Raw genomic sequence first — 21684 nt, 5'->3', positions numbered from 1 at the left:
GACCCCCCGAAAGGATCGGGGCAGGCTTTCGCTTCACTCAGGGTGACGGTTCCAGTAACCTGTCAATGGTAGACGAAGCCTGCAGAGTCGAAGTATCCCCTCTTATTTTGGGAGACCCTTCGCTTTACTCAGAGTGTATCCATTACTAATGGCCCTCCAAGGGTTCGAGACCCTTGGAGGGTTTGGGTAAAATTCGTGTTTTATTGAACTCACATTTAATTTTAAAACTGTTTGACCCCTTCGGGGTCACATAGCTGTAGGCAAAGACATCCAGCTATAAATATACGACCCCGATGGGGTCGCATATAAGAACTATCCACTAATGATAAAAGGACAAGAAAACAGGATATTCTATCATGAAAAACCCTCCAAGGGTTCGAAACCCTTGGAGGGTTGGGACTTACCCATCACCTATTCTGGAAACCCACCCCCATATTATACAGACCAAAAGCAAAGATATCGGCTATCTCCGCAATCTGCATGGCGGTAGGTTTACCTGCGCCATGTCCTGCATTGGTTTCTATTCGAATCAAAACTGGAAGCGCTCCAGCATGTGCCTCCTGTAAGGTGGATGCAAACTTGAAGGAATGTGCAGGCACTACCCGGTCATCATGGTCAGCAGTGGTCACCAAAGTGGCTGGAAAGGCCGTTCCTGGTTTTAAATTATGTAAAGGAGAATAGCCTTTCAGGTAACGGAACATTTCCTCAGAATCATCGGCAGTCCCATAATCATAAGCCCATCCTGCACCGGCCGTAAACTGATGATAGCGCAGCATATCCAGTACACCTACAGCAGGGAAGGCTACCCTTGCCAGTTCGGGCCTTTGGGTCATGACCGCACCGACCAATAATCCCCCATTGCTTCCTCCCCTTAGGGCAAGAAAATCTGAAGAAGTATAACCTTCTTTGATCAGGTATTCTCCGGCAGCGATAAAGTCGTCGAAAACATTTTGTTTCTTCATCTTGGTGCCAGCCAAATGCCATTTTTCACCATATTCCCCTCCTCCTCTTAGGTTGGGCACGGCATATACCCCGCCGTTTTCCAACCATACCGTATTGGCAATACTGAAAGAAGGCGTCAGACTCACCCCAAAGCCGCCATATCCATACAGGATGGTAGGGTTTTTACTATCCATTTTCAATCCCTTTTTATGGGTAATGATCATTGGGATTTGGGTACCATCCTTGGAAGTATAGAAGATTTGCTTGCTTTCATACAAAGAAGGATCAAAGTCAACCTCTGGGCTATTGTACAAGGCTACCGCGCCGGAAGCAATGTCGTAGGTATAAATGGAACCAGGGGTGAGGTAAGAAGTAAAGCTGAAGTACAATTCTGTTTCCTCTCTTTTAGCAGAGAATCCTCCTGCCGTACCAATCCCTGGCAAGTCCACCACCCGCTCCAACTTACCATCATAGGCCAATTGCTTGACTTCGGTGATGGCATCTTTGAGGTAGGAGGCAAATAGCTTCCCTCCGCCTGTGGAAACGCTAAGTACATTTTCTGTTTCCGGAATCACATCCACCCAGTTGTCAGCCGCTAATGTGCTAATAGCAGTTTTGACCAAGCGGTTATTAGGCGCATCGAGGTTGGTGAAAATAAATAATTCTCCATCCTGATGATCGATCAGGTAATGGGTATTTTCCATATCAGCCACGATGGGCACGATCGGGGACATGGCCCTGCTCAGATCCTGAATGTATAATTCATTGCCTGTGGTGCTGTTGGCCGCGGTAATGACCAGGTATTTACCGTCTTCTGTCACAGAAGCACCCACATACCTTCTTGGGTTGTTGTCATCCCCAAACACCAAGACATCCTGACTTTGGTCTGTTCCAAGCTGATGGTAGTAAAGTTTATGGTTATTGGTCAAGGCGGAGAGTTTGGATCCTCCCGGTTTTTCGTAGGTACTGTAGAAAAATCCTTCATTCCCTTTCCAGGCGATGCCTGTAAATTTGGCATCTTCGATTTTATCAGCTTTTAGTTCCTTGCTGTCCGTATCCATCACGTAGATGTCCCTCCAATCTGACCCTGCTACCGAAACAGCATAGGCAAAGAGGCTACCGTCCTTGGTAAAGGCTGCTCCTGCCAGGGAGGTCGTACCGTCAGCCGAAAGTTTATTGGGATCCAGGAAAAGTTCCTCTTCCCCCTCAGGCCCTTTTTTTCTGTAGAGCACAGATTGGTTCTGTAAGCCGTCATTCCTGTAATAGTATTGATATTCCCCAAAGGTATTCGGAGCGGAAATCCTTTCATAGTTCCAGACTTGCTCCAGTCTTTGTCTGATAGCTTCTCTAAATGGAATTTGCTCCAGGTAACCGAAGGTAACCTTATTTTGGGCTTCTACCCAGGCTTTTGTTTCCTCGGAGTAGTCATCTTCCAGCCAGCGGAACGGGTCGGCTACCTTTTCACCCCAATATTCGTCCACATGGTCTGATTTTTTTGTTTCAGGATAGGTCACGTCGATGCTTGGAAATTTTTCTTGCTGTCCGCAGCCAACTAGTAGGCTGCTGACCAGCATAGTACTCATTAATTTATTTGGGTTCATCATTCAAAGAATATGTTTTGTTGGAATGGGGGACAATTTAAGGGGAATTTTAAAGCGGGGCAAAAAGAAATTGGGGGAAAGGTGAAAGTAGAAAGAGAAAAGGGAGGACTGAGCGTTAAGAAAATGTCCACTGGACCCCCGAAAGCTTTCGGGGTAGCTCAGGGCCAGGATGCAGGGTTGGAAAATAAGAGCCAAGGAAAAAGGAAAAAGGAAAAAGGAAAAAGGAAAAAGGAAAAAGGGAAAGGGAAAGGGAAAAGGGGATTTCGGAAGGCGAAAGGGGGACACGGAAATAGTGAAATTATTAAGACAATCACGAAGTGATTGAATCCACAAAGTGGTATTTGCCCCGGGTTGCTACCCGGGGAGGGGAATAAGAAACCTCCAGCCACCCCAACTCCGGCAGGAGTTGAATTTAAATGGAAGTGACCGAAAGAGGAAGGTCGGATCCCGAAATTTATGCCACTAATTTCGGATTACACCAATTGGGTTCATTTTTTCAGCGGCTGATTCGTTCTCTATAAAATCAACCAACAAAAAACCGACTTTCGCCGGTTTTATATTTTCCGGTGGTTTCTTCATTTATACAAAAGCAAAGAATACCAACCAGGTAATGATCAAAATCGGTAAGAGAATTGGCAAAGAGAAGCGGATGATATAACCAAAGAAAGAAGGCATCTTGATGCCGCTCTGCTCTGCGATGGATTTTACCATAAAGTTAGGGCCATTACCTATATAAGTCATGGCACCAAAGAATACCGCCGCAATAGAAATGGCCATCAGTTCAAAGGCAGATTGACCATACTTATTCATAGCAAAATCCCTTACCATTTCAATATTGGAGATTTCAGCCCCTTTTGAAGCCATGGCTGCAGCCAGGAAGTTCAGGTAGGTAGGCGCATTGTCCAAAAATCCTGAAAGGATACCAGTTCCCCAGTATAGGGTATTGGCAGTGATCATTTGGGCTCCTTCTGGAGACTTGGCAAAATTACCCACCAATTCCAGTGCCGGCATCATTGTGCCGAAGATTCCTATAAAGATAAAGGCTACTTCCCTGATCGGTTCAAAGTTGAATTCATTCCCTTTGATGGCTTTTTGGTCGGCAAATTTAAAACTGAAATAGGCTACAGATAACATGATGATTTCCCTGATAAAGGAGAATTTCTGCCCATCATAATGGATGGCGGGAACCCAATCAATTACGTTTGGATCAAGGAAAACGGAGGCTATTACCACTCCAAGCCATAGGAAATTTTTGGTACCGATCAGTTCAAACTTATTGGTATAGCTTACTTCTTCGAGATCATCTTCATTGGCCCTGCCAAACTTCTTGTCCACAAAATAAAAAATAATGGCCAATAGTATCAGCGCCAAAATCCATGCTGGCCAATTGTGTTCCAATGTCCAGAAGAATGGAACTCCCTTTAAGAAACCAAGAAATAGCGGTGGATCTCCGATAGGGGTAAGTGACCCGCCCACATTGCTTACCATAAAAATAAAGAAGATGATGTGATAAGGTTGAATGTTTCCCTTGTTCAGCCTGATAAATGGCCTGATCAGCAACATGGAGGCACCCGTGGTACCGATCAGGTTAGAAATAATTGCTCCGACCAACAGCAAGGCCACATTGGCCATAGGCGTTGCTTTTTTGTCTATTTCTATCAGAATTCCCCCAGAGGCAATATACAGGGAAGCTAATAAAGCAATGAACTGTACGTATTCAGCAAGTGCATGCACAGGCCCATGGACATTATGCAGGGCAAACAGGTAATAAAATACCACAATGATGGCAAGCCCTACTGCTATTTTCGGATAGTTATGGTGCCAAAAATGCTCATAAAACAAAGGGCCTGTTGCAATCATCAATAACAAAGCAATAAAAGGAATAACCAGCCAAATCGGGGCGTCTTTATGGTGCTCATGTGCATCATCATGAATATGAGCGGCTACACTGCTAATGGGGTCATCTTGTTCCGGGCTTTCTGTTATTTCCGTCTGTACTTCCTCCTGGGCATGTGCCTTAGCCGGGTCTAAAAAAATCATCACCCCCAATAGGAAAACAAAAACAGCGAATATATTTTTCATTCAGCGTAATTTAAGCAATTTTCTTCAACAGTTTTGGATTAAAAAAACCTGGGAAACCTACAAATCGCGTTGTAAATAGTCAAGTTTGTTCTTGCTAAACTACTTAATTTGCTTCAAAAGCACCACATAAAATAAACAAGCCGGGTTGAATTAATTTAAAAACTATTCAACCCGGCTGATGACTGGCAGATTTTTTATATTAACTGCTTCAAGGCAATTTCCAAAGAGGTCTGCGCAATCTTTGTTTTTCCAGGATTTTTCTCGTAAGTCTTTTTCAAGGCCTTGGCAATGGTCTTGCTTACATCTCTGAAGATGGCATCATCCGTAAGCTCAGCCTTGTCGGACATAAGATAAGCAAATACCCGGGCCATTCCACAGTTGGCAATAAAATCAGGCAGTACAGCTACCTGTTCATCAGCCCAAAGGCCGATAGGACCCAAAAAGATTTCGGGGTCAGCAAAGGGAACATTGGCCCCGCAGGAGATAACCTCCAGCCCGGTATTGACCATTCTTTCGGCCTGTTGCTGCGTAATCAGACGTGAAGCAGCTGCAGGTATAAAGATTTCCGTTGGTAGGTCCCAGATGCGTTGATTAATTTCTTCAAAAGGAATCATGTTTGCTGTAACCAGTTTGTTGCCTTCCCGCTGTAAAAAGAGTTCGCGGATTTCATCCAGGCTATAGCCGGCTTCATTGATCAGTCCTCCATCACGGTCAATGATACCCACAATTTTGACGCCTTCTACCGCAAGAAAACAGGCTGCTGCTGCACCTACATTGCCCCAGCCTTGAATAATGGCTCTTTTACTTTTTATTTGTCCACCCCAAATCTTATAATAATGCCGTACAGCTTCCGCTACACCATAACCCGTAATCATATCTGCCACGGTAAATTTTTTAGGGCCATTTGGCGTATATTCAGGGTCTTCCAGCACTTTAGATACCCCCTGCCTCAATTGCCCGATTTTCCGGATTTTCTGGGGCTCAGTGGCATGAAAATGCCCATTGACAATACCTTCCTGTGGATGCCAAAGGCCATAGGACTCCGTAATAGGAATTACCTGATGGATTTCATCCACGTTCAGGTCCCCACCTGTACCGTAGTAACTTTTTAGAAGGGGCATGACCACCTTATACCATCTCTTCAGGACTTCTTCTTTTCTTGGGTCATTGGGGTCAAAATTAATTCCTGATTTTGCTCCGCCAATAGCAGGTCCTGAAACAGTGAATTTGACCTCCATGGTTTTGGCAAGGGATTCTACCTCTCTTTTGTCCAGGCCTTTGCGCATCCTTGTGCCTCCTCCGGCTGCGCCTCCCCTGAGAGAATTGATTACTACCCAGCCTTCTGCCTCGGTTTCGCTGTCGCTCCATTCAAAGACTATTTCTGGCTGTTTGTTCTCAAATTTTTTGAGTAAATCTTTCATGTTTATATTTGGGTTTATGCGGGCAAAAATAGAAATAATTGGCGATCAATTCTCAAAACCCGTAAATCGTGCCGCCACAATTGTCTCTTGAGGCGCCTGTGACTGTGAATAGACAGTTATTTTCTCCCCTGAGCCGAAGTACACCGAGAAAGGCAAATATCAGGGCTTCTTTGTAATTGATCAATTCTTTGGACGCAGATACGATGGAAAAAGATTCACCCAAAGCTAATTTTAAAGTTTCCATGAAATATTTATTGAAGGCACCTCCTCCAGTAATGAGCACTTTGGCCACTTGCCCTGATAAGGGTTTGAGTGCGTGTTGAAGCTGTAGGGCAAAGTGATGGACCAAGGTGTGAAGAATGTCCTCCGTAGGGTAATCCTTTTCCTCCAATACTTCAAAAAAGGGCTGAAGATCCTCCCTACCCAATGATTTGGAGCCGCGCAGGTCATAATACCTGATCTTATTCAAATCATCCAAAAGGCCATGAAGCAGTTTGCCGCTTTTTGCGATATTTCCATCTTTATCATATTCCTTTCCCAGCAAATTGGCGTAGTGGTTGAGCAATAAGTTGAACGGGCAGATGTCAAAAGCGAGCCTTAAACCTGAGTACTCCATGCTCACATTTGCAATTCCACCCAGATTGACACAATAATCATATTCTCCAAAAAGCAGTCGGTCTCCTATAGGTACAAGTGGTGCACCTTGACCGCCCAGCTGCACATCCAGCATTCTGAAATCATTAATGACCGTAAGACCGGAAGCTTTGTGCAAAGCCCAGCCGTTGCCTATCTGCAGGCTGAGTCCTTTGTCGGGTTGATGAAAGACGGTATGGCCATGGGAGGCCACAGCATCTACTTTGATTTGTTTGTCACCTACAAAAAGCCTCACTTTTTCTCCCATCCATTTTCCAAATTGCACATCCAGTATGCTTAATTCAAGCCCATTGATCAAATGAGAGTTTTTCAAGGCCAATCCCAGCTGTTCAGGGAATGGAACAGTTTCATGTTCCAGCAATTGATAGGACCATTGAGCATGTTCCAATTTGAATTCACAGTAAGCCAAGTCAAGTCCATCTCCGGAAGTTCCTGACATCAGGCCTATCATCTTGTATGCTTTATGGGCTGTCATGGGTTAAATATTGTTAAATTATGGCTGCTCAAAGTTAATTTTATTTTATACAAAAACCGTCCTATCTGAAAATGAGTAATTTCGCCATTGTAAACTATTCTTAATCTTTTCAAAAGTAATTGAAACAATTTGTAGTAGATATCGGCAATACCAGGATCAAGACCGCCCTTTTTGATGGGCAAGGCTTGGTGGATGAAGCCTATTTTGAAGATTTTGATACTTTTTTTGGCTTTTCTCAACAGCTGGCTTTTGACCATGCTTTGATCAGTTCGGTTACCTATACCGAAGATGATTTGAAAGCGCAATTGGATTTCCCTTTTCTTTATTTGAGCAAGACTACTCTGCTTCCTATCAAAAACCTTTATGAGACTCCGGAGACGCTTGGAGTGGACAGAAAGGCGGCTGCAGTAGGTGCCCGATGTATTATAGAAAAAGGACACCTTTTGGCCATAGATATGGGCAGCTGTATTACATACGATTTTCTGGATGAAGAAGACCGTTACTACGGCGGTGCCATTTCACCTGGACTCAAGATGCGCTTCAGGGCAATGCACCAGCAAACGGCCCGTTTGCCCCTGCTGGAACTGTCTTTGGGTCAAAAACCCGAGCTTATCGGTAACTCAACCGAAAAAGGTATGAAAAGCGGGGTATATTTCGGTATACTGCATGAAATACAAGGTTGTATAGTGGCCTATCAGGCCAAATATCCTGGTTTAAGGGTCATTATTTGTGGAGGTGATTCAAAAATTTTTGAAAGCTTGACAAAAGACCACATATTTGTAATCCCTAATTTGGTCCTGTATGGCCTAAATAGAATTTTAACTCACAATGTCAATTTCCAATAGTTTGAAATTTCTGGGCACTTTTTGTGCCTTTCTTGTATTTACCGAATCCTTTTCGCAGTCAAGTGCGTCGACCTACAGCGCTTTAGGTATCGGTGATTTCAATAATTCCGGTTTTACACACAACCAAGGCATGGGAGGACTGGGAATTAGTTTTGGCACGGGTTGGGGGGTCAATTACATGAATCCCGCACTGAGTACAAGAAATACCATATTCAATTTCCAAGCGGCCTTGAATTACCAAAGAATCAATGCGACAACCGAAAGTAATTCTGAAGTATTAGATGGTGGAGGGCTTTCCTATGTTGGAATGTCTTTGCCGGTTAAATCCGGAAAGCATACCATGGGTTTAGGCCTTAATCAGGTTACCGGTGTCAATTACAATATTTTGGTCAGAGGACAAGTGGCCAATTCCAACCTTTCATCTATCAATTTCATAGACGGAGAAGGTGGGATTTCTGAAGCTTATTTGTCCACTGGTTATCTGTTAGCTAAAAATCTGAGTATTGGCCTACAGGGATCTTATCTTTTTGGGTCTACTATCAGAACCAATCAACTTTCATTGCTTTCTGAAAATGGAGAACCAATTGGTGTTTCATCAGAATTCTATCAGCGATTCACAGTAAGTGACGTGTCCTTTAAGGGAGGAGCACATTACTATTTCAAAATTGCTCCCAATAGTAACCTGCACTTAGGCGCCATTTATCAGGCATATGGAAATCTTAATGGAAAAGAATTTGCGAAGGTAGCTGATTTTGGCCAAGCTAGTAGGCCCGAAGGGGACGGAGATATCCTAAGGAATAATGAAATTGGGTCAATTTATGTTCCTAATAACTTAGGTTATGGTATAACTTATGAAAAAATTAATAAATTTGTTATTGGTCTGGAGGCACAACATCAACGTCTCAGTCAATACAGGGACTTTGGAGGTAACACTGGTGAATTGGGTGATTCCTTTTCCCTAGCTCTGGGTGGGCAGCTTGCTCCGGACTTTGCCGCCTTGGCCAACCTTTTCCAAAGGACGACTTGGAGGTTTGGTGTAAACTATCAGCAAACCCCATATGTTGTAGCCAATACACAGATTTCTGATATTGGCATTAATTTTGGAGGTTCAGTTCCTATAAACACTTTATCATTGGCCAATTTCGCCATCAAGTTGGGAACTCGCGGCACAACAGATAATGGATTGATCAGAGAGAACTATGTTTCCTTTAGCCTAGGTTTCTCTCTCAACGATAACACATGGTTTTACAAACGAGTATTTGATTAAAGTTAACAGACATGAAAGTTAAAAATGTATTAGCCGGTTTATTGACCCTTGCAGTAGTGGGCTTGGCTCAAGCACAAGATGGATGGAATTGGCCTTCTGATCCTTCCGTAGAGGCAAAAGCAAGGGAGTTGAACGCTGCCTATGTGGATTACATGAAGTCAGAACAATTTGTAGAGGCAACAAAACCTTTGCACTGGTTATTAACCAATGTTCCCGGGCTGAATGAATCTATATATATCAACGGCATCACTGTTTATGACGGTGCTGCAAAGATTACAAGTGATGAAGCACAGAAGCGTGTTTACCAGGATTCAGTGATGACCATATTTGATCATAGAAAAGAAAAATATGACAATGAAGTCAAATGGATTGAAAATAAAGCCTACTATGCCTACAATTATTATGTAAATGATAGAAACAGAGTGGGGGATATTGTTAACGCCTTTGACAGGGCAATGGAAGTGAACGGCACGCTAAACACCCCAGGTTTGACTGCAGCCTATTTTAACGCTGTGTACAGGCACAACGCTTACAATAGCGCTTTTACGAAAATAGAGCTTTTGGAAAGGTTTGAAACATTGAATAAAATTTTGGATAATGCTGAGGCGGAAGGCAAGGATGTTGCAGCACCAAGATCAACTCTTGAGCAGTTGATAGTAGCTATGGAATTGATTGATTGTGATTTTATCGAAAATACTTTAGGACCAAAATTAACAGCAGATCCTACTGATTTGATGTTGGCCCAGCAAATTTTCAAATACTCTGTACAATATAAATGTCTGAACTCCAATTCTTTTCTTCAAGCGCTGGAAATAATTGACTCCGACAATCCAACTTTCTCCACTTCACAGGTAAGAGCGATGAGGTATATGTCCAACAGAGATTATGAAAAAGCGCAACCGGTTTTGGAAAAGGCTTTGACATTGGCAGAAAGTGATAAACAGAAAGCGGATGTACAAATGGACCTTGCAAAGGTACACGCCCAACTGGGTAGAAAATCAGCGGCTAGATCAGCGGCTCAGGAAGCAGCCAGATTGGATTCAGAAAAAACGGCAGATGCTTATTCTTTGATAGGTTATTTGTATTTGGGAGCCTTCAATGACTGCAAAGGTGGAGAGAGCAGGGCCAAAGATTACTCTGTTTTCATTGCAGCTTACAATGCATTCCAAAGAGCGGGCAACAATGAGGGAATGAGAGATGCCCGTGCGAGGTTCCCTTCTAAGGAGGAATTGTTTACAGAAGGTAAAATGGTCGGAGAATCCATCAACACAGGATGCTGGGTAGGAGAGACCGTGACTTTGGCTACAAGAGATTGATAAAGATAATTGTAAGAAAAAAAGGCAGCATCAGTGCTGCCTTTTTTTATGTTATTACTTGATATGGAATCTTTTGGTATCTTTGCAAACATGAAGGCGCTTTTTATGCAGACCATGTTCCTTATACTTACTATGTATCTTTTATCCTGTGGAGATGAGGTGGACAGCAGTATGTTTGAGGTTTATGACGGCCCCATAAGTACCCGTTATGAAATTGAACTTTTCCATAGTGACTCCGCAGTGGTGCGGTCTCATTTGGTGGCTAGAAAACAATTGGAGTTTGACGGAGGAGATATGGAATTCCCAGAAGGGATAGAGATCACTTTTTTGGATAAGGAAGGCAATATCACCACGACGATGAGGGCTGACAGGGGCTATTATATAAGAAAAGATAATCTTTACAGAGGGGAAGGGGATGTGCAAGTGGACAATTTGGAAAAAGAGCAGAAGCTTTCCTCTGAGGAACTCTTCTGGGATCCTAATGCCAAAAAGATTTACACAGAAAAATTTGTTACCATCCAGGAAAAAGAAACAATCTTTAATGGTACAGGTATGGAGGCAGATGAAGGCTTCAATGAGTATAAATTATTTAAAGTAACCAATAGCCGTACCATTTTACCGGGTGAAAATCAGTGATATGAAAATCAATAATATCGTTATCCTTTCACTTTCAGCAGCCTTAGTGATTATCGGCACCCATCAGACCATCACCCATGGTTTGTTTGCTTCTTACCCTATTTTCATGTTAGCTGTTATTTTATTGTTTTGGTACAAATACCGCCAAAATCAAAATGCAGGTAAAGATGAAGAAAAACGGAACTCTCAAGGTAAAAAATAATGGGAACAGAATATTTACTGTACGTATTGATCACCCTGTTGTTTTCGGCCTTCTTTTCAGGAATAGAGATAGCATTTTTATCGGCAAATAAATTGCATATTGAGTTACAGAATAAGCAGGGGCACCTTTCAGGGAAAATTCTATCCGGTTTTTTACAAAAACCAGGACAGTTTATTGGAACTACATTGATCGGAAATACCATTGCATTGGTGCTATATGGCATATTTATGGCCAATTTACTTGAACCTTGGATTGCAGGATGGTTGCCTTCGAATGTAGAAAACCAGGCTTCTATTATGATCATTCAGACCATTTTATCAACCATTATCGTCTTGGTGACAGCAGAATTTCTTCCAAAAAGTATTTTTTTACTCAATCCCAACAGGTTATTGGCAGCTTTGTCGGTACCTTTCCAGACAATTTACCTCCTTATGTACCCAATTGTTTGGTTGGTGGTAGGGCTTTCCCGCTTTTTCATTACCAAAATCTTAGGCTTTGAATACAGTGAAGATAAACCGGTATTTAAGGTAACAGATCTGAACCGATTTATTCAACATAGCCTAAAGCATGGGAATGAGGATACAAAAGTGGAAATAGATTCCAAGATTTTTGACAATGCTGTGGAGTTCAAATCCATTCGAATCAGAGAGTGTATGGTTCCCCGTACAGATATTGTAGCAGTGGATGTAGAAGACAATATAGAGGAATTGAAAGAAGTTTTTGCAGAGAGTGGGCATTCCAAAATCATTGTTTACAAAGAATCCATTGACAATGTCATTGGTTACTGTCATCAGTTGGAGCTGTTCAAAAAACCAAAAAATATAAACGATATCCTTACCCCCATCATCATTGTTCCTGAGTCTGCCCTTGCCAATGAACTCCTGATCCAGTTTATTGAAGAAAGGAAGAGTTTGGCTTTGGTGGTAGATGAATTCGGAGGTACCAGTGGCATTGTAAGTATGGAGGATATCATAGAGGAGATTTTTGGGGAGATACAGGATGAATATGATACCGATGATTTGATCGAGCAAAAAGTTTCTGAAAATGAATACCTGATCAGTGCGAGACATGAAATAGATTACCTGAATGATAAATACGGTTGGGAACTTCCTTATGGAGAATTTGAAACCTTAGCAGGTTTTATTCTTTCCTTAACGGAAGATATCCCTCAAAAAGGCCAAAGTATTACCTTTGGCATGCTTACCTTTACCATCGTGGCCAAGCAGGACCACAGGATCGAAACGCTTAAAATTAAGTTTAATCCTTCCCTTAATTCCAATAAGTGATTTATTGACAGGGATATTATTTTGAATTTAGCGTTAGATGTAATTATTTTGCGGCACTTCAAAAATCCAGTAGAATGGCATTAATAAAAAAAATCAGACAGAAAACAGGTCTTGCAATCGGAGTTATAGCAGTCGGCTTGATATTTTTCCTCGTTGGAGGAGATATTTTAAGCCCAAATTCTACCCTTTTGGGTGGGAGGTCTAACAAGGTAGGTGAGATTGCAGGTGAAAGTATTACCTATGAGGAATACATTCAAAAAATTGAAGAAGTTAAATTTAATTTCCAGCAAAATACAGGCAGGACTCCTTCTGAGAATGAAATGTATACTATCAGAGAGCAGGCTTGGCAGGCACTGATAGTAGAAAGGGCATTTGCCTCCCAATATGAGGCTTTGGGTCTTACCATATCCGATGCAGAACTGGTAGACATGGTGCAGGGTAAAAATATTATCGCTGAGTTGAGACAGCAATTGATCAACCCAGAAACGGGAGAGTTTGATAGGTCTCAATTGATCGCGTTTTTACAGTCTTTGGAAACGGCCGCACCTGAGCAGCGGGCTTTTTGGGCACAGCAAGAACGCCTATTTGCTGACGCGAGGTTGCGTGTGAAATACGATAACTTGCTGGCCACTTCTGAGTATGCTACTACTGCCGAAGGTAGGATGGATCACAAAATGCAGAACTCCATCGCGGATGTTGACCATTTGTTTATTCCTTTTTATGCCATACCGGATGGGGATGTGCAGGTAACAGATGCTGAATTGAGAGACTACATCAATAAGAATAAGGAAAAATTCAAAGTCTCCAATGCGGTAGATTTGGAATATGTAGCCTTTAATCTGGTCCCTAGCCCCGAAGATTCAGCTGCTGTGATCTCTGAAATCAGACAATTGACCGAAGAACTTAGAAATGCCAGTAATGATTCGGTATTTGTATTGAGGAATTCAGAAGCGCAAAGGCCTTTTCTGACGGTTCTTCCAGGTGATGACTTGCCGAACTCTCTTACCTCAAACGTGGATAACATAGAAGCAGGTGAGACCTATGGCCCTTTCCTTACCAACCGTTCCACCTATGTTACTTACAAAATCACTGATAAATTTAATGGTACGCCAAGAATGAGAGCAAGCCATATCCTTTTCGGTACACAGGGGCTCTCTGAAGAAGGTAAAGCAGAAGTTAGGGCAAATGCACAAAGCGTACTCAAAGAGATTCAGGATGGCCTTAATTTTGCAACTGCCGCTGCCCAGTATGGTCAGGATGCTACCGCACAAAGAGGAGGAGATCTGGGATTTTTTGCTAAGGAGGATTTTGTTGAAGAGTTTGCAGAAGCAGCTTATGCGGTAAGATCAACAGGCTTAATTGGCAGATTGATAGAAACAGAATATGGTTACCACATCATAGATGTAACTGAACTTCCAAGAGCAGAAACTTATAAAATTGCTGTTTTGGAGTTGGAACTGATCCCAAGTGACGCTACTAGAAATGATGTCTTCAGAAAGGCGGATTTCTTTGCAGCCAGTGCTTCCAATGCCAAGGAATTTGCAGAGAACGCCGAAAAAGAGGGCTTTAGAATCATTCAGGCCAATAATGTGGGTGCTTTTGACAGAAACCTCAACAATCTCCAGGGTGCTAGAGAAGTGATCAGATGGGCATTTAACGATGCTTCCGTTGGAAAAGTATCTGATGTATTTGAATTGGACAACAGCTATTTGGTGGCAACACTTAAAACCAGGTATGAGGAAGGAACTGCTTCTTTGGATCAGGTAAGGGTTCAGGTTCTTAACCAAGTAAGGAATGATAAGAAAGCTGCAATTATCAAAGAAAGATTGGCCGGTAAAACTTCATTGGAGGACATGCAGGTAGAATTTCCTGAAGAGGCTTCATTGGACAATACACCAGACCTTAAGCTAAGTGCTTCCGTTTTACCTGGTGTGGGTTTTGCACCCGCTGCAATAGGTGCAGCTTTTGGCTTAAAAGAGCCTGGGCAGATCAGTATGCCAGTACATGAAGATGTAGGCGTTATCGTAATCAAACTGAATGCTTTGACCCCAGCAGCTGAGGTAGGAAGTTATTCCGGCAATCAAATGCAATTGACCATGAATGCTTCCCAAAGAACAGCTTATATGATTATGCTGGCCTTAGAAGACCTTGCTGATGTGAAGGATTATAGATACAGATTCTTTTAATTATTCATAACCAAACAATCCAACCAAAAGCCCACAGCCTGATCTGTGGGTTTTTTTATGACCAAAAAGCAATAGGATAGATATTATAATCGCAATTATGCATTTGGTTTTCCATCCATGAATACCAAATTTGCAGAAATTTTTCATCCTTTCCCAACATTTTCCAGAACAGGCTATCTCTAAACCTAATACACATCCGGGCTGAATTCTTTACCTTACCTGATTGGAAAGGAAAGTTTTAGGTCTCTCCAATGCATATCGGAGGGTAGCGCAAAATAAACGGCAAGAAAAAAGATTATGCGAATAATCCATTAACTATGCTGGGTTGAAGGATTTATTTTGGGAGGATTGCTGTTATTCAAGTAAATTTACTCGTATGAAAACCACGTTTGACAAAAAGGCATTCAAAGAGAAATTGGAGGCACAAACAGCATTTCCAACTTTATATATGTTTAAATTTATAGTATTGAATGGAAGGGAAGACCAAGTAGCAGCCTTATTGCCCAATAACAAAATGACCTTAAAGGAATCTTCCAAAGGGAAATATGTGTCTGCAACCATTAAAGCCATGATGCCCAATGCAGAGGCTATTTTGGAAGTATACGAACGGGCATCAAAAATAAAAGGAGTAATATCACTGTAAATTCAAATGATCATGTGGAAAGAAGAAGATAATCGCTTAAAAAGAACATTTAAATTCAAAGATTTTCAAGAGGCCTTTGCTTTTATGACCAGGGTTGCATTTTTGGCAGAGGCACATAAGCATCATCCCAATTGGAGCAATGTTTACAATTCAGTTACCATTGAGTTGACCACGCATGATGATGGTAATGTGGTAACTGAAAAGGACAGAAAGCTTGCAGCTGCCATTGATAAGCTCTAATATGTCTTCTGAGGAGGAAAAGCACATTTGCTTATTTTTGGTTCCCACACCTATAGGTAACCTGAAGGATATTACTTTGAGGGCCATTGAGGTACTGAAATCCGTAGATGTCATATTGGCTGAGGATACCCGGACAACTGGAAAACTCCTTAAGCATTTCGAGATTAACAGGCCATTGCAGAGTTACCATATCTTCAACGAACATAAGACGGTGGAAAGGCTTGTGCAGAGAATGAAAACAGGTGAGGTGATGGCGCTCTGCAGCGATGCTGGAACACCGGGTATTTCCGATCCGGGGTTTTTACTGGTGCGCGCAGTCAAAGAAGCTGGCCTAGAGGTGAACTGTCTCCCTGGAGCTACAGCTTTTGTTCCTGCCTTGGTCAACTCTGGTTTACCAAATGACCGGTTTACCTTTGAAGGTTTTTTGCCCCATAAAAAAGGCAGACAAACGCGGATTCAAGCTTTGGTAGAAGAATCCCGTACAATGGTATTTTATGAATCTCCGCACCGCTTGATGAAAACTTTAGGACAATTGGCAGAAGCCTTTGGGCAAGATAGGATGGCAAGTGTCTCCAGGGAGTTGACTAAAGTTTTTGAGGAGAATGTGAGAGGTACCCTGGGAGAACTGACAGCCTATTACCAAGAGCATCCGATAAAAGGAGAAATTGTATTGGTAGTTGAGGGAAAGGTGGAAAAGAAAGAGATTAAAGAATTCCGAAAATCTTAAGTCAGATTTCGGAAGGAAAAGTGAGCGTTTTTCTTAGAATCTAAAACCAAGAAATAAGACTTAAATGGTTGATTTATTGAAAATATTAGAGTATACCAAGTCGGTAGCGAAGGAAGCAGGAGAATTTATCCGAAAAGAAAGAAGTAGTTTTACGCTAGAGAAAGTAGAGGAAAAGGGCCTGAATGATCTGGTTTCCTATGTGGATAAGGAAGCAGAGAAGTTGATTGTAAAAAAATTGGCTTCAATCCTTCCGCAGGCTGACTTTATCACAGAAGAAGGCACAGCAGAGCGGGACGGAAAGGCGTATACATGGATCATTGATCCCCTGGACGGCACTACCAATTTTATTCACGGGTTACCTATTTTCTCGGTTTCTATTGGGCTTAAACACAAAGATGAGATCGTCTTGGGGGTGGTATATGAAGTGAATCAAGACGAAATGTTTTATGCTGTAAAAGGTAATGGAGCTTATCTCAATGGGCAGCGTATTCATGTAAGTCATGCAAAGGCTTTGGAGCAAAGCCTTATAGCTACAGGTTTTCCTTACAGTGCATTTGGTAGGATTGATGATTACCTGAAGATTTTAAGGATTTTGATGGAGAAATGTCATGGCTTGAGAAGATTAGGCAGTGCAGCTATTGATCTTTGCTATGTAGCATGTGGCCGGGTAGATGGCTTTTTTGAATACAATCTGAAGCCTTATGACGTAGCAGCAGGTATCATTATAGTACTAGAGGCAGGTGGTAAACTAAGTGATTTTAAACAAGGAAGTGATTATTTATTTGGAGGAGAAGTATTGGCCACTAATAACCATATACATCAGCAATTTGATGCTGAGATTCAAAAAGTTTGGAAGAACTAGCCAATTATTTGGCAACGGCTTGGATATCTTTTTAGACTGGGATACGTTAAAATAACTAACATTTGACCACTGTACCATGAAAAAAGCTATTCTGATCAGCCTTGCCGTTTTATTTATCTTATTGGGCCTGTTGATAGCCGTACCATTTATTTTTAAAGATAAAATCGCAGAAAGAATTGATAGAGAAGTCAGCAATTCGATAAATGCCCAAGTTTACTTTGATATCAACAAAGTAAGCTTGAGTATATTCAAACGCTTTCCTCATATTTCTGCTACTGTTCAGGAAATGGGTATTATCGGCAACCCTCCTTTTCAAAATGACACCTTGATCCATATGGATAGGATACAGGTTGATTTTAATTTGCGTTCTATCATTTTTGATGATTTTCCTACCCTTACAGGGCTCCATGTCGATGGTGGCAGCTTATATGTCAAAGTTTTGGAGGATGGCAGGGCTAACTATGACATTACTTATCCTTCAGATAAAGATAGCGCAGAGAGCAATTTCAAAATGGCTGTAGATTTAATCGAAGTCAATGATTTCGATATCATTTATGATGACAGGGAGCTTCAATATTTTATGGCTTTGGGTAAAGTGAAGGCAGAAGGGCGGGGCGATTTCACATTGGATCTTTATGATTTGCCCTTAAAGGTGGAGGCACTCATTGCAGACATCACCTACGAAGGAACGAATTACATGAGCCGTAAAAGATTTAAAGGTGAGACTTTACTGCATATAGATATGCAGCAAATGAAATTTGCCTTTGAAGAGGGAGATTTTGCTATCAATGACTTTTTCTTTGATCTCTATGGATTTGTGGCTTTGCCTGAAGAAGGAATAGATTTCGATCTGAATTTCTCCGGCAAAGACAATAGCTTCAAAAGCATTCTCTCTTTGGTTCCTGGGATGTATACAGAAAACTTTTCCAACCTGAACACATCTGGAAGTATGGATTTTCAGGGCTTTTTCAAAGGGCTCTATGCAGAAGAAAGGTTCCCCGCATTTGATGTTAGACTTAAAGTCACGGATGGCTTTTTCCAATATCCGGATCTGCCTCGTCCGGTTAGTGATATTCAGATAGATATGCGGGTAAAAAATGAAACCGATAATCTGGATGATACCAGTATTCAGATTCCAATATTCAGCATGAATTTTGGCAGTAATCCACTAAAAGGACGTTTGGCCTTAGCTAATTTGAGGACTTATGATATAGATGGAGCATTGAATGGTAAACTCAACCTGGAGGAATTGACATCCATTTTTCCTATTGAAGGGATTACCTTAAGGGGTATGTTGGATGTAGACGCCAAGGCAAAGGGAAGGTATGACTCTATTGCCAAAATTATCCCAACCATCGATACCAAGCTGCTTTTAAGCAATGGATATGTAAAAAGTCAGGATTACCCAGCTCCCATCGAAAAGCTGAATGTAAATGCTTCAGTACAAAACAACACTGGGAAAATGAACGATTTTTTGATTGATCTTAGTCAGTTTGGATTTGAATTGGAGGAGGAAACTGTGTCAGGTAGGTTAAGGATTTCTGATTTTACACTTTTAAACTGGGATGGAGCCATAAAAGGAGCAGTGGATCTAGGGAAAATGCTGTCTATTTTTCCAATGAACAATATCATCATGGAAGGCAAAGTTATGGCCGACCTAACTTCAAAAGGCTCATACACAGATGTGGAGGCAGGAAGATATAACCGCTTGGATACGAGGGGAAATGTGTCATTGGATAAATTTTATTTTACCTCGACTGACCTGCCTCAGGGATTAAGGATCCATGAAGCTTCTGCTGATTTTTCTCCGGAAAGGATCAACTTAAGCAAATTTGACGCAAGGGTAGGACAAAGCCCAGTGCAGGCAACTGGCTTCCTGTCCAACTACCTGAATTTTGTTCTCAAAGAAAATGAAGTCCTTGAAGGACGACTGAATTTGAACTCAACCCGCTTTGATGTGAACGAGTGGATGACTGAAAGCGAGGAAAGTGCAGAATTGGAAGTACTACAGCTTCCGGGAAATATTGATTTTACGATGTCTGTAGCGGCAGCTGAGGTGCTGTATGATGATATGAACCTCAAGGATGTACGAGGTACCCTAAACCTTAAGGAGGGAGTGCTGACTTTCAATGATGCAGGCATGCTGGCCTTGGGCGGAAAGATTACCGTAAACGGTTCTTATGATCCCAGGGACTTATCTACCCCAAGATTTGATTTTAGACTCAATCTATCCAACCTGAGTATTTCGCAGGCATTTGAATCGCTCAATACAGTCAAAGCTTTTGCTCCCGTAGCACAGCATTTGACTGGAAATTTCAATTCTAATCTTAATTTTTCCGGCATATTAGGTCAGGATATGATGCCTGTTTTGTCTTCATTGAATGCACAAGGGATTCTTCGAGTGGCAGAAGCCGCCTATCAAAACAGTCAGATGCTACAGACCATTACAAGTCTGACCCAATTGAATGAGACCAATACCATTCAGTTTAGAAATGTTAATATTCCCATAGAAATCAAAAATGGTGTAATGGACGTCCGTCCTTTTGATGTTCGCTTATGGGACTATCAGGCTAATATTCAGGGAAGCACCGGCTTTGATGGCACCATTAATTACCTGATCAATATGCAGGTTCCAGCGGGTAAATTTGGGGCCCAGGCCAATACTTTATTGGCTACAATCTCCGGAACTGAAGCCAGTACCTCCACTATAATTCCTGTTGCACTGAATCTTGGAGGAACCTATAACAGCCCTAGGATAGCCCTTGCTGGAGGACAGAGCATCGAAAATCTTTTGACAAATGCATTGCGATCAAGAGTGAGTGCTGAGAGGGAAAACATCCAAGAACAAGTGACCAAACAATTCAAAGCTGCTGAAGATAGCATCAAAAAAGAGATGCAACTCAAAGCTGAAATGGTCCAGGATAGTGTCAAGAAAGAGGCAGAAAGAAAGGCGGAAGAAGTGAAAGGGAAAGCTGTGGAAGAAGCCAAAGGATTGCTAAAAGGTGTACTTGGTAGGCAGCGACCAGCTAAGCCGGATACCACAAAGAAAAATGACAACTAAGAGAGGATCCAATACCACCCGCTAATACTTAGAAAAGATAAGGGTATGCCCACACCCACCAATAAAGAAGCAAGTTTGGGTTCCAGGTCGTGACTGATGGCAATGATTGATCCGGTGATCATCGGGGCCATTGCGGTTTCAATAACTGAAACCTGTAAAAGTATACCCTGAAGATGGAAGATGTGTTTGAATAGCAGCAGAATAATCAAAGGAATAAATATCAATTTGTACAAAAGTCCGTACCAAAGCTGGGGCATGCTGATGCCTGCACAGTTGATTTTAACCTGAAGTCCCACAGAGATCAAAGCTGCAGGCGTAAGGCTTAAAGCAATCCATTCCAGAAGAGGCATTATTATGGCTGGGGTCTGTGCGCTAAAAAAATTCATCATCATAGCCAGAACGAAGAAAATGAAGGGGGGAAAAGTCAGTATTTTTTTGCTGATATCCCGCTTCCTTTTTTTTCCCTTGCCGTAAATAGAAGCCACTACGATGGCAACGCTGCTTACAAGAATAAATGAGCCTGCCTGATCAATCAATAAGGCGATCTGTACGGCCTCTTCTCCATAAAGTGCCTTGACTACCGGAAAGCCAACAAAAGAAGTATTGGCCAGCCCTGCTGTTATAATTAGGCACCCGGTTACTCCATGAGACCAATTTAATTTTTTTCCCAAAAACCCAAAAATTACCCAAGACAAGCCAAAACTGATATAGGCTGATGCAATTGGCAGAAGTAAACTTGCCTCCATTTCCACAAATGGCAAATACTTCAATGCCAAGGCTGGAAGTACTATGTAAATCAGGTATTGATTGAGATAGCTCGGAAGGCCTGATGGTAGGGATTTCACCTTTTGAAGGAATATTCCCACAAGAAGAAAAATGGGGATCAGTAAGATATTCAGCATTGGCTTGGTTTGTGAATGTCTAAAATTAACACAATCATAATTTTTGATTAACTGTTTTGAGCATCTTTATTTTTTCATTTGTAAAAACAATAAGGCTATGAACAGAATAATTCCCTTTCAGGTAGAAGGCAAAAAAATGATTCAATTGGGGCAGTTGACTATTGACCAGGCAAATGATTTAAGGAGTTGGTTACCAAAAAGCAGTTTAGAAAGGGTCAAATATCAAGGATTAGAGTTGAATGATTGTGTTTCATTTGAGACCTATGATTATTGGTTCAGAACAAACCATATCCTTACCAGGTCCTACGAGACCATTCTTGATTTTTAATCCTATTT

At 41.8% G+C, this 21684-nt stretch carries 18 protein-coding genes; 13 read left to right on the top strand and 5 right to left on the bottom strand.

The genetic code is table 11. From position 1 onward, the window contains the following. Nucleotides 1-407: 407 nt before the first annotated feature. The 4 genes from QZT73_RS06040 to QZT73_RS06025 form a co-directional block, all read right to left on the bottom strand. The gene (locus tag QZT73_RS06040; RefSeq protein ID WP_291787167.1) at nt 408-2543 is read right to left on the bottom strand and encodes a prolyl oligopeptidase family serine peptidase; all 2136 of its coding nucleotides are present in this window, start codon (nt 2541-2543) and stop codon (nt 408-410) included. 579 nt (nt 2544-3122) lie between these two features. Further along, the gene (locus tag QZT73_RS06035; RefSeq protein WP_291778791.1) at nt 3123-4625 is read right to left on the bottom strand and encodes a sodium:proton antiporter; all 1503 of its coding nucleotides are present in this window, start codon (nt 4623-4625) and stop codon (nt 3123-3125) included. A 194-nt stretch (nt 4626-4819) separates the two neighbouring features. After that, on the bottom strand, nt 4820-6046 hold the full coding sequence (locus tag QZT73_RS06030; protein WP_291778788.1) for a Glu/Leu/Phe/Val dehydrogenase dimerization domain-containing protein: 1227 nt from the start codon (nt 6044-6046) through the stop codon (nt 4820-4822). 52 nt (nt 6047-6098) lie between these two features. Next, nucleotides 6099-7175 carry an anhydro-N-acetylmuramic acid kinase gene (locus QZT73_RS06025; RefSeq protein ID WP_291787165.1) on the bottom strand — a complete coding sequence of 359 codons (1077 nt, stop codon included), beginning with the start codon at nt 7173-7175 and terminating at the stop codon, nt 6099-6101. Nucleotides 7176-7294: 119 nt separating this feature from the next. Between QZT73_RS06025 and QZT73_RS06020 the strand changes: the two genes are divergently transcribed. The 12 genes from QZT73_RS06020 to QZT73_RS05965 all read left to right on the top strand — a co-directional run bounded on the left by QZT73_RS06020 (nt 7295) and on the right by QZT73_RS05965 (nt 20446). Continuing rightward, nucleotides 7295-8020: a type III pantothenate kinase gene (locus QZT73_RS06020; protein WP_291782252.1), complete on the top strand. Its 726-nt coding sequence runs from the start codon at nt 7295-7297 to the stop codon at nt 8018-8020. Continuing rightward, entirely contained in the window at nt 8004-9287 is a 1284-nt protein-coding gene (locus tag QZT73_RS06015) for a hypothetical protein (protein ID WP_291782255.1), read from the top strand. The genes QZT73_RS06020 and QZT73_RS06015 overlap by 17 nt, the downstream gene beginning before the upstream one ends. A gap of 11 nt (nt 9288-9298) precedes the next feature. Further along, complete coding sequence (locus tag QZT73_RS06010; RefSeq protein WP_291782259.1) at nt 9299-10603, top strand: hypothetical protein; 1305 nt, start codon at nt 9299-9301, stop codon at nt 10601-10603. Nucleotides 10604-10693: 90 nt separating this feature from the next. Further along, nucleotides 10694-11239, top strand: coding sequence for an LPS export ABC transporter periplasmic protein LptC (gene lptC / locus QZT73_RS06005; protein WP_291782262.1), 546 nt, complete (start codon nt 10694-10696; stop codon nt 11237-11239). Between the two features lies 1 nt (nt 11240). Continuing rightward, nucleotides 11241-11441 carry a hypothetical protein gene (locus tag QZT73_RS06000; protein ID WP_291782264.1) on the top strand — a complete coding sequence of 67 codons (201 nt, stop codon included), beginning with the start codon at nt 11241-11243 and terminating at the stop codon, nt 11439-11441. Further along, nucleotides 11441-12727, top strand: a complete 1287-nt coding sequence (locus QZT73_RS05995) for a hemolysin family protein (protein ID WP_291782267.1) — start codon at nt 11441-11443, stop codon at nt 12725-12727. The genes QZT73_RS06000 and QZT73_RS05995 overlap by 1 nt, the downstream gene beginning before the upstream one ends. Before the next feature lie 74 nt (nt 12728-12801). After that, on the top strand, nt 12802-14913 hold the full coding sequence (locus tag QZT73_RS05990) for a peptidylprolyl isomerase (protein WP_291787163.1): 2112 nt from the start codon (nt 12802-12804) through the stop codon (nt 14911-14913). A 376-nt stretch (nt 14914-15289) separates the two neighbouring features. After that, nucleotides 15290-15556, top strand: a complete 267-nt coding sequence (locus QZT73_RS05985) for a DUF493 family protein (protein ID WP_291782273.1) — start codon at nt 15290-15292, stop codon at nt 15554-15556. Between the two features lie 12 nt (nt 15557-15568). Next, nucleotides 15569-15796, top strand: a complete 228-nt coding sequence (locus tag QZT73_RS05980; protein ID WP_291782275.1) for a 4a-hydroxytetrahydrobiopterin dehydratase — start codon at nt 15569-15571, stop codon at nt 15794-15796. 1 nt (nt 15797) lies between these two features. Continuing rightward, nucleotides 15798-16523 (top strand): 16S rRNA (cytidine(1402)-2'-O)-methyltransferase, encoded by a 726-nt coding sequence (gene rsmI, locus QZT73_RS05975; protein WP_291782279.1) that lies wholly within the window; start codon nt 15798-15800, stop codon nt 16521-16523. Nucleotides 16524-16587: 64 nt separating this feature from the next. Then, nucleotides 16588-17385 (top strand): inositol monophosphatase family protein, encoded by a 798-nt coding sequence (locus tag QZT73_RS05970; RefSeq protein ID WP_291782282.1) that lies wholly within the window; start codon nt 16588-16590, stop codon nt 17383-17385. 76 nt (nt 17386-17461) lie between these two features. Further along, nucleotides 17462-20446: an AsmA-like C-terminal region-containing protein gene (locus QZT73_RS05965; protein ID WP_291782285.1), complete on the top strand. Its 2985-nt coding sequence runs from the start codon at nt 17462-17464 to the stop codon at nt 20444-20446. On the opposite strand, the gene QZT73_RS05960 is transcribed toward QZT73_RS05965, so the two are convergent. Continuing rightward, nucleotides 20443-21348, bottom strand: coding sequence for an AEC family transporter (locus QZT73_RS05960; RefSeq protein WP_291782288.1), 906 nt, complete (start codon nt 21346-21348; stop codon nt 20443-20445). The genes QZT73_RS05965 and QZT73_RS05960 overlap by 4 nt on opposite strands. Before the next feature lie 97 nt (nt 21349-21445). Between QZT73_RS05960 and QZT73_RS05955 the strand changes: the two genes are divergently transcribed. Then, nucleotides 21446-21676: a hypothetical protein gene (locus QZT73_RS05955; protein ID WP_291782291.1), complete on the top strand. Its 231-nt coding sequence runs from the start codon at nt 21446-21448 to the stop codon at nt 21674-21676. Nucleotides 21677-21684: the final 8 nt, after the last annotated feature.

The sequence above is a fragment of the Cecembia sp. genome (assembly GCF_007126775.1).
Lineage (GTDB): Bacteria > Bacteroidota > Bacteroidia > Cytophagales > Cyclobacteriaceae > Cecembia.
This window is presented reverse-complemented; position numbering and strand designations above follow the sequence as displayed.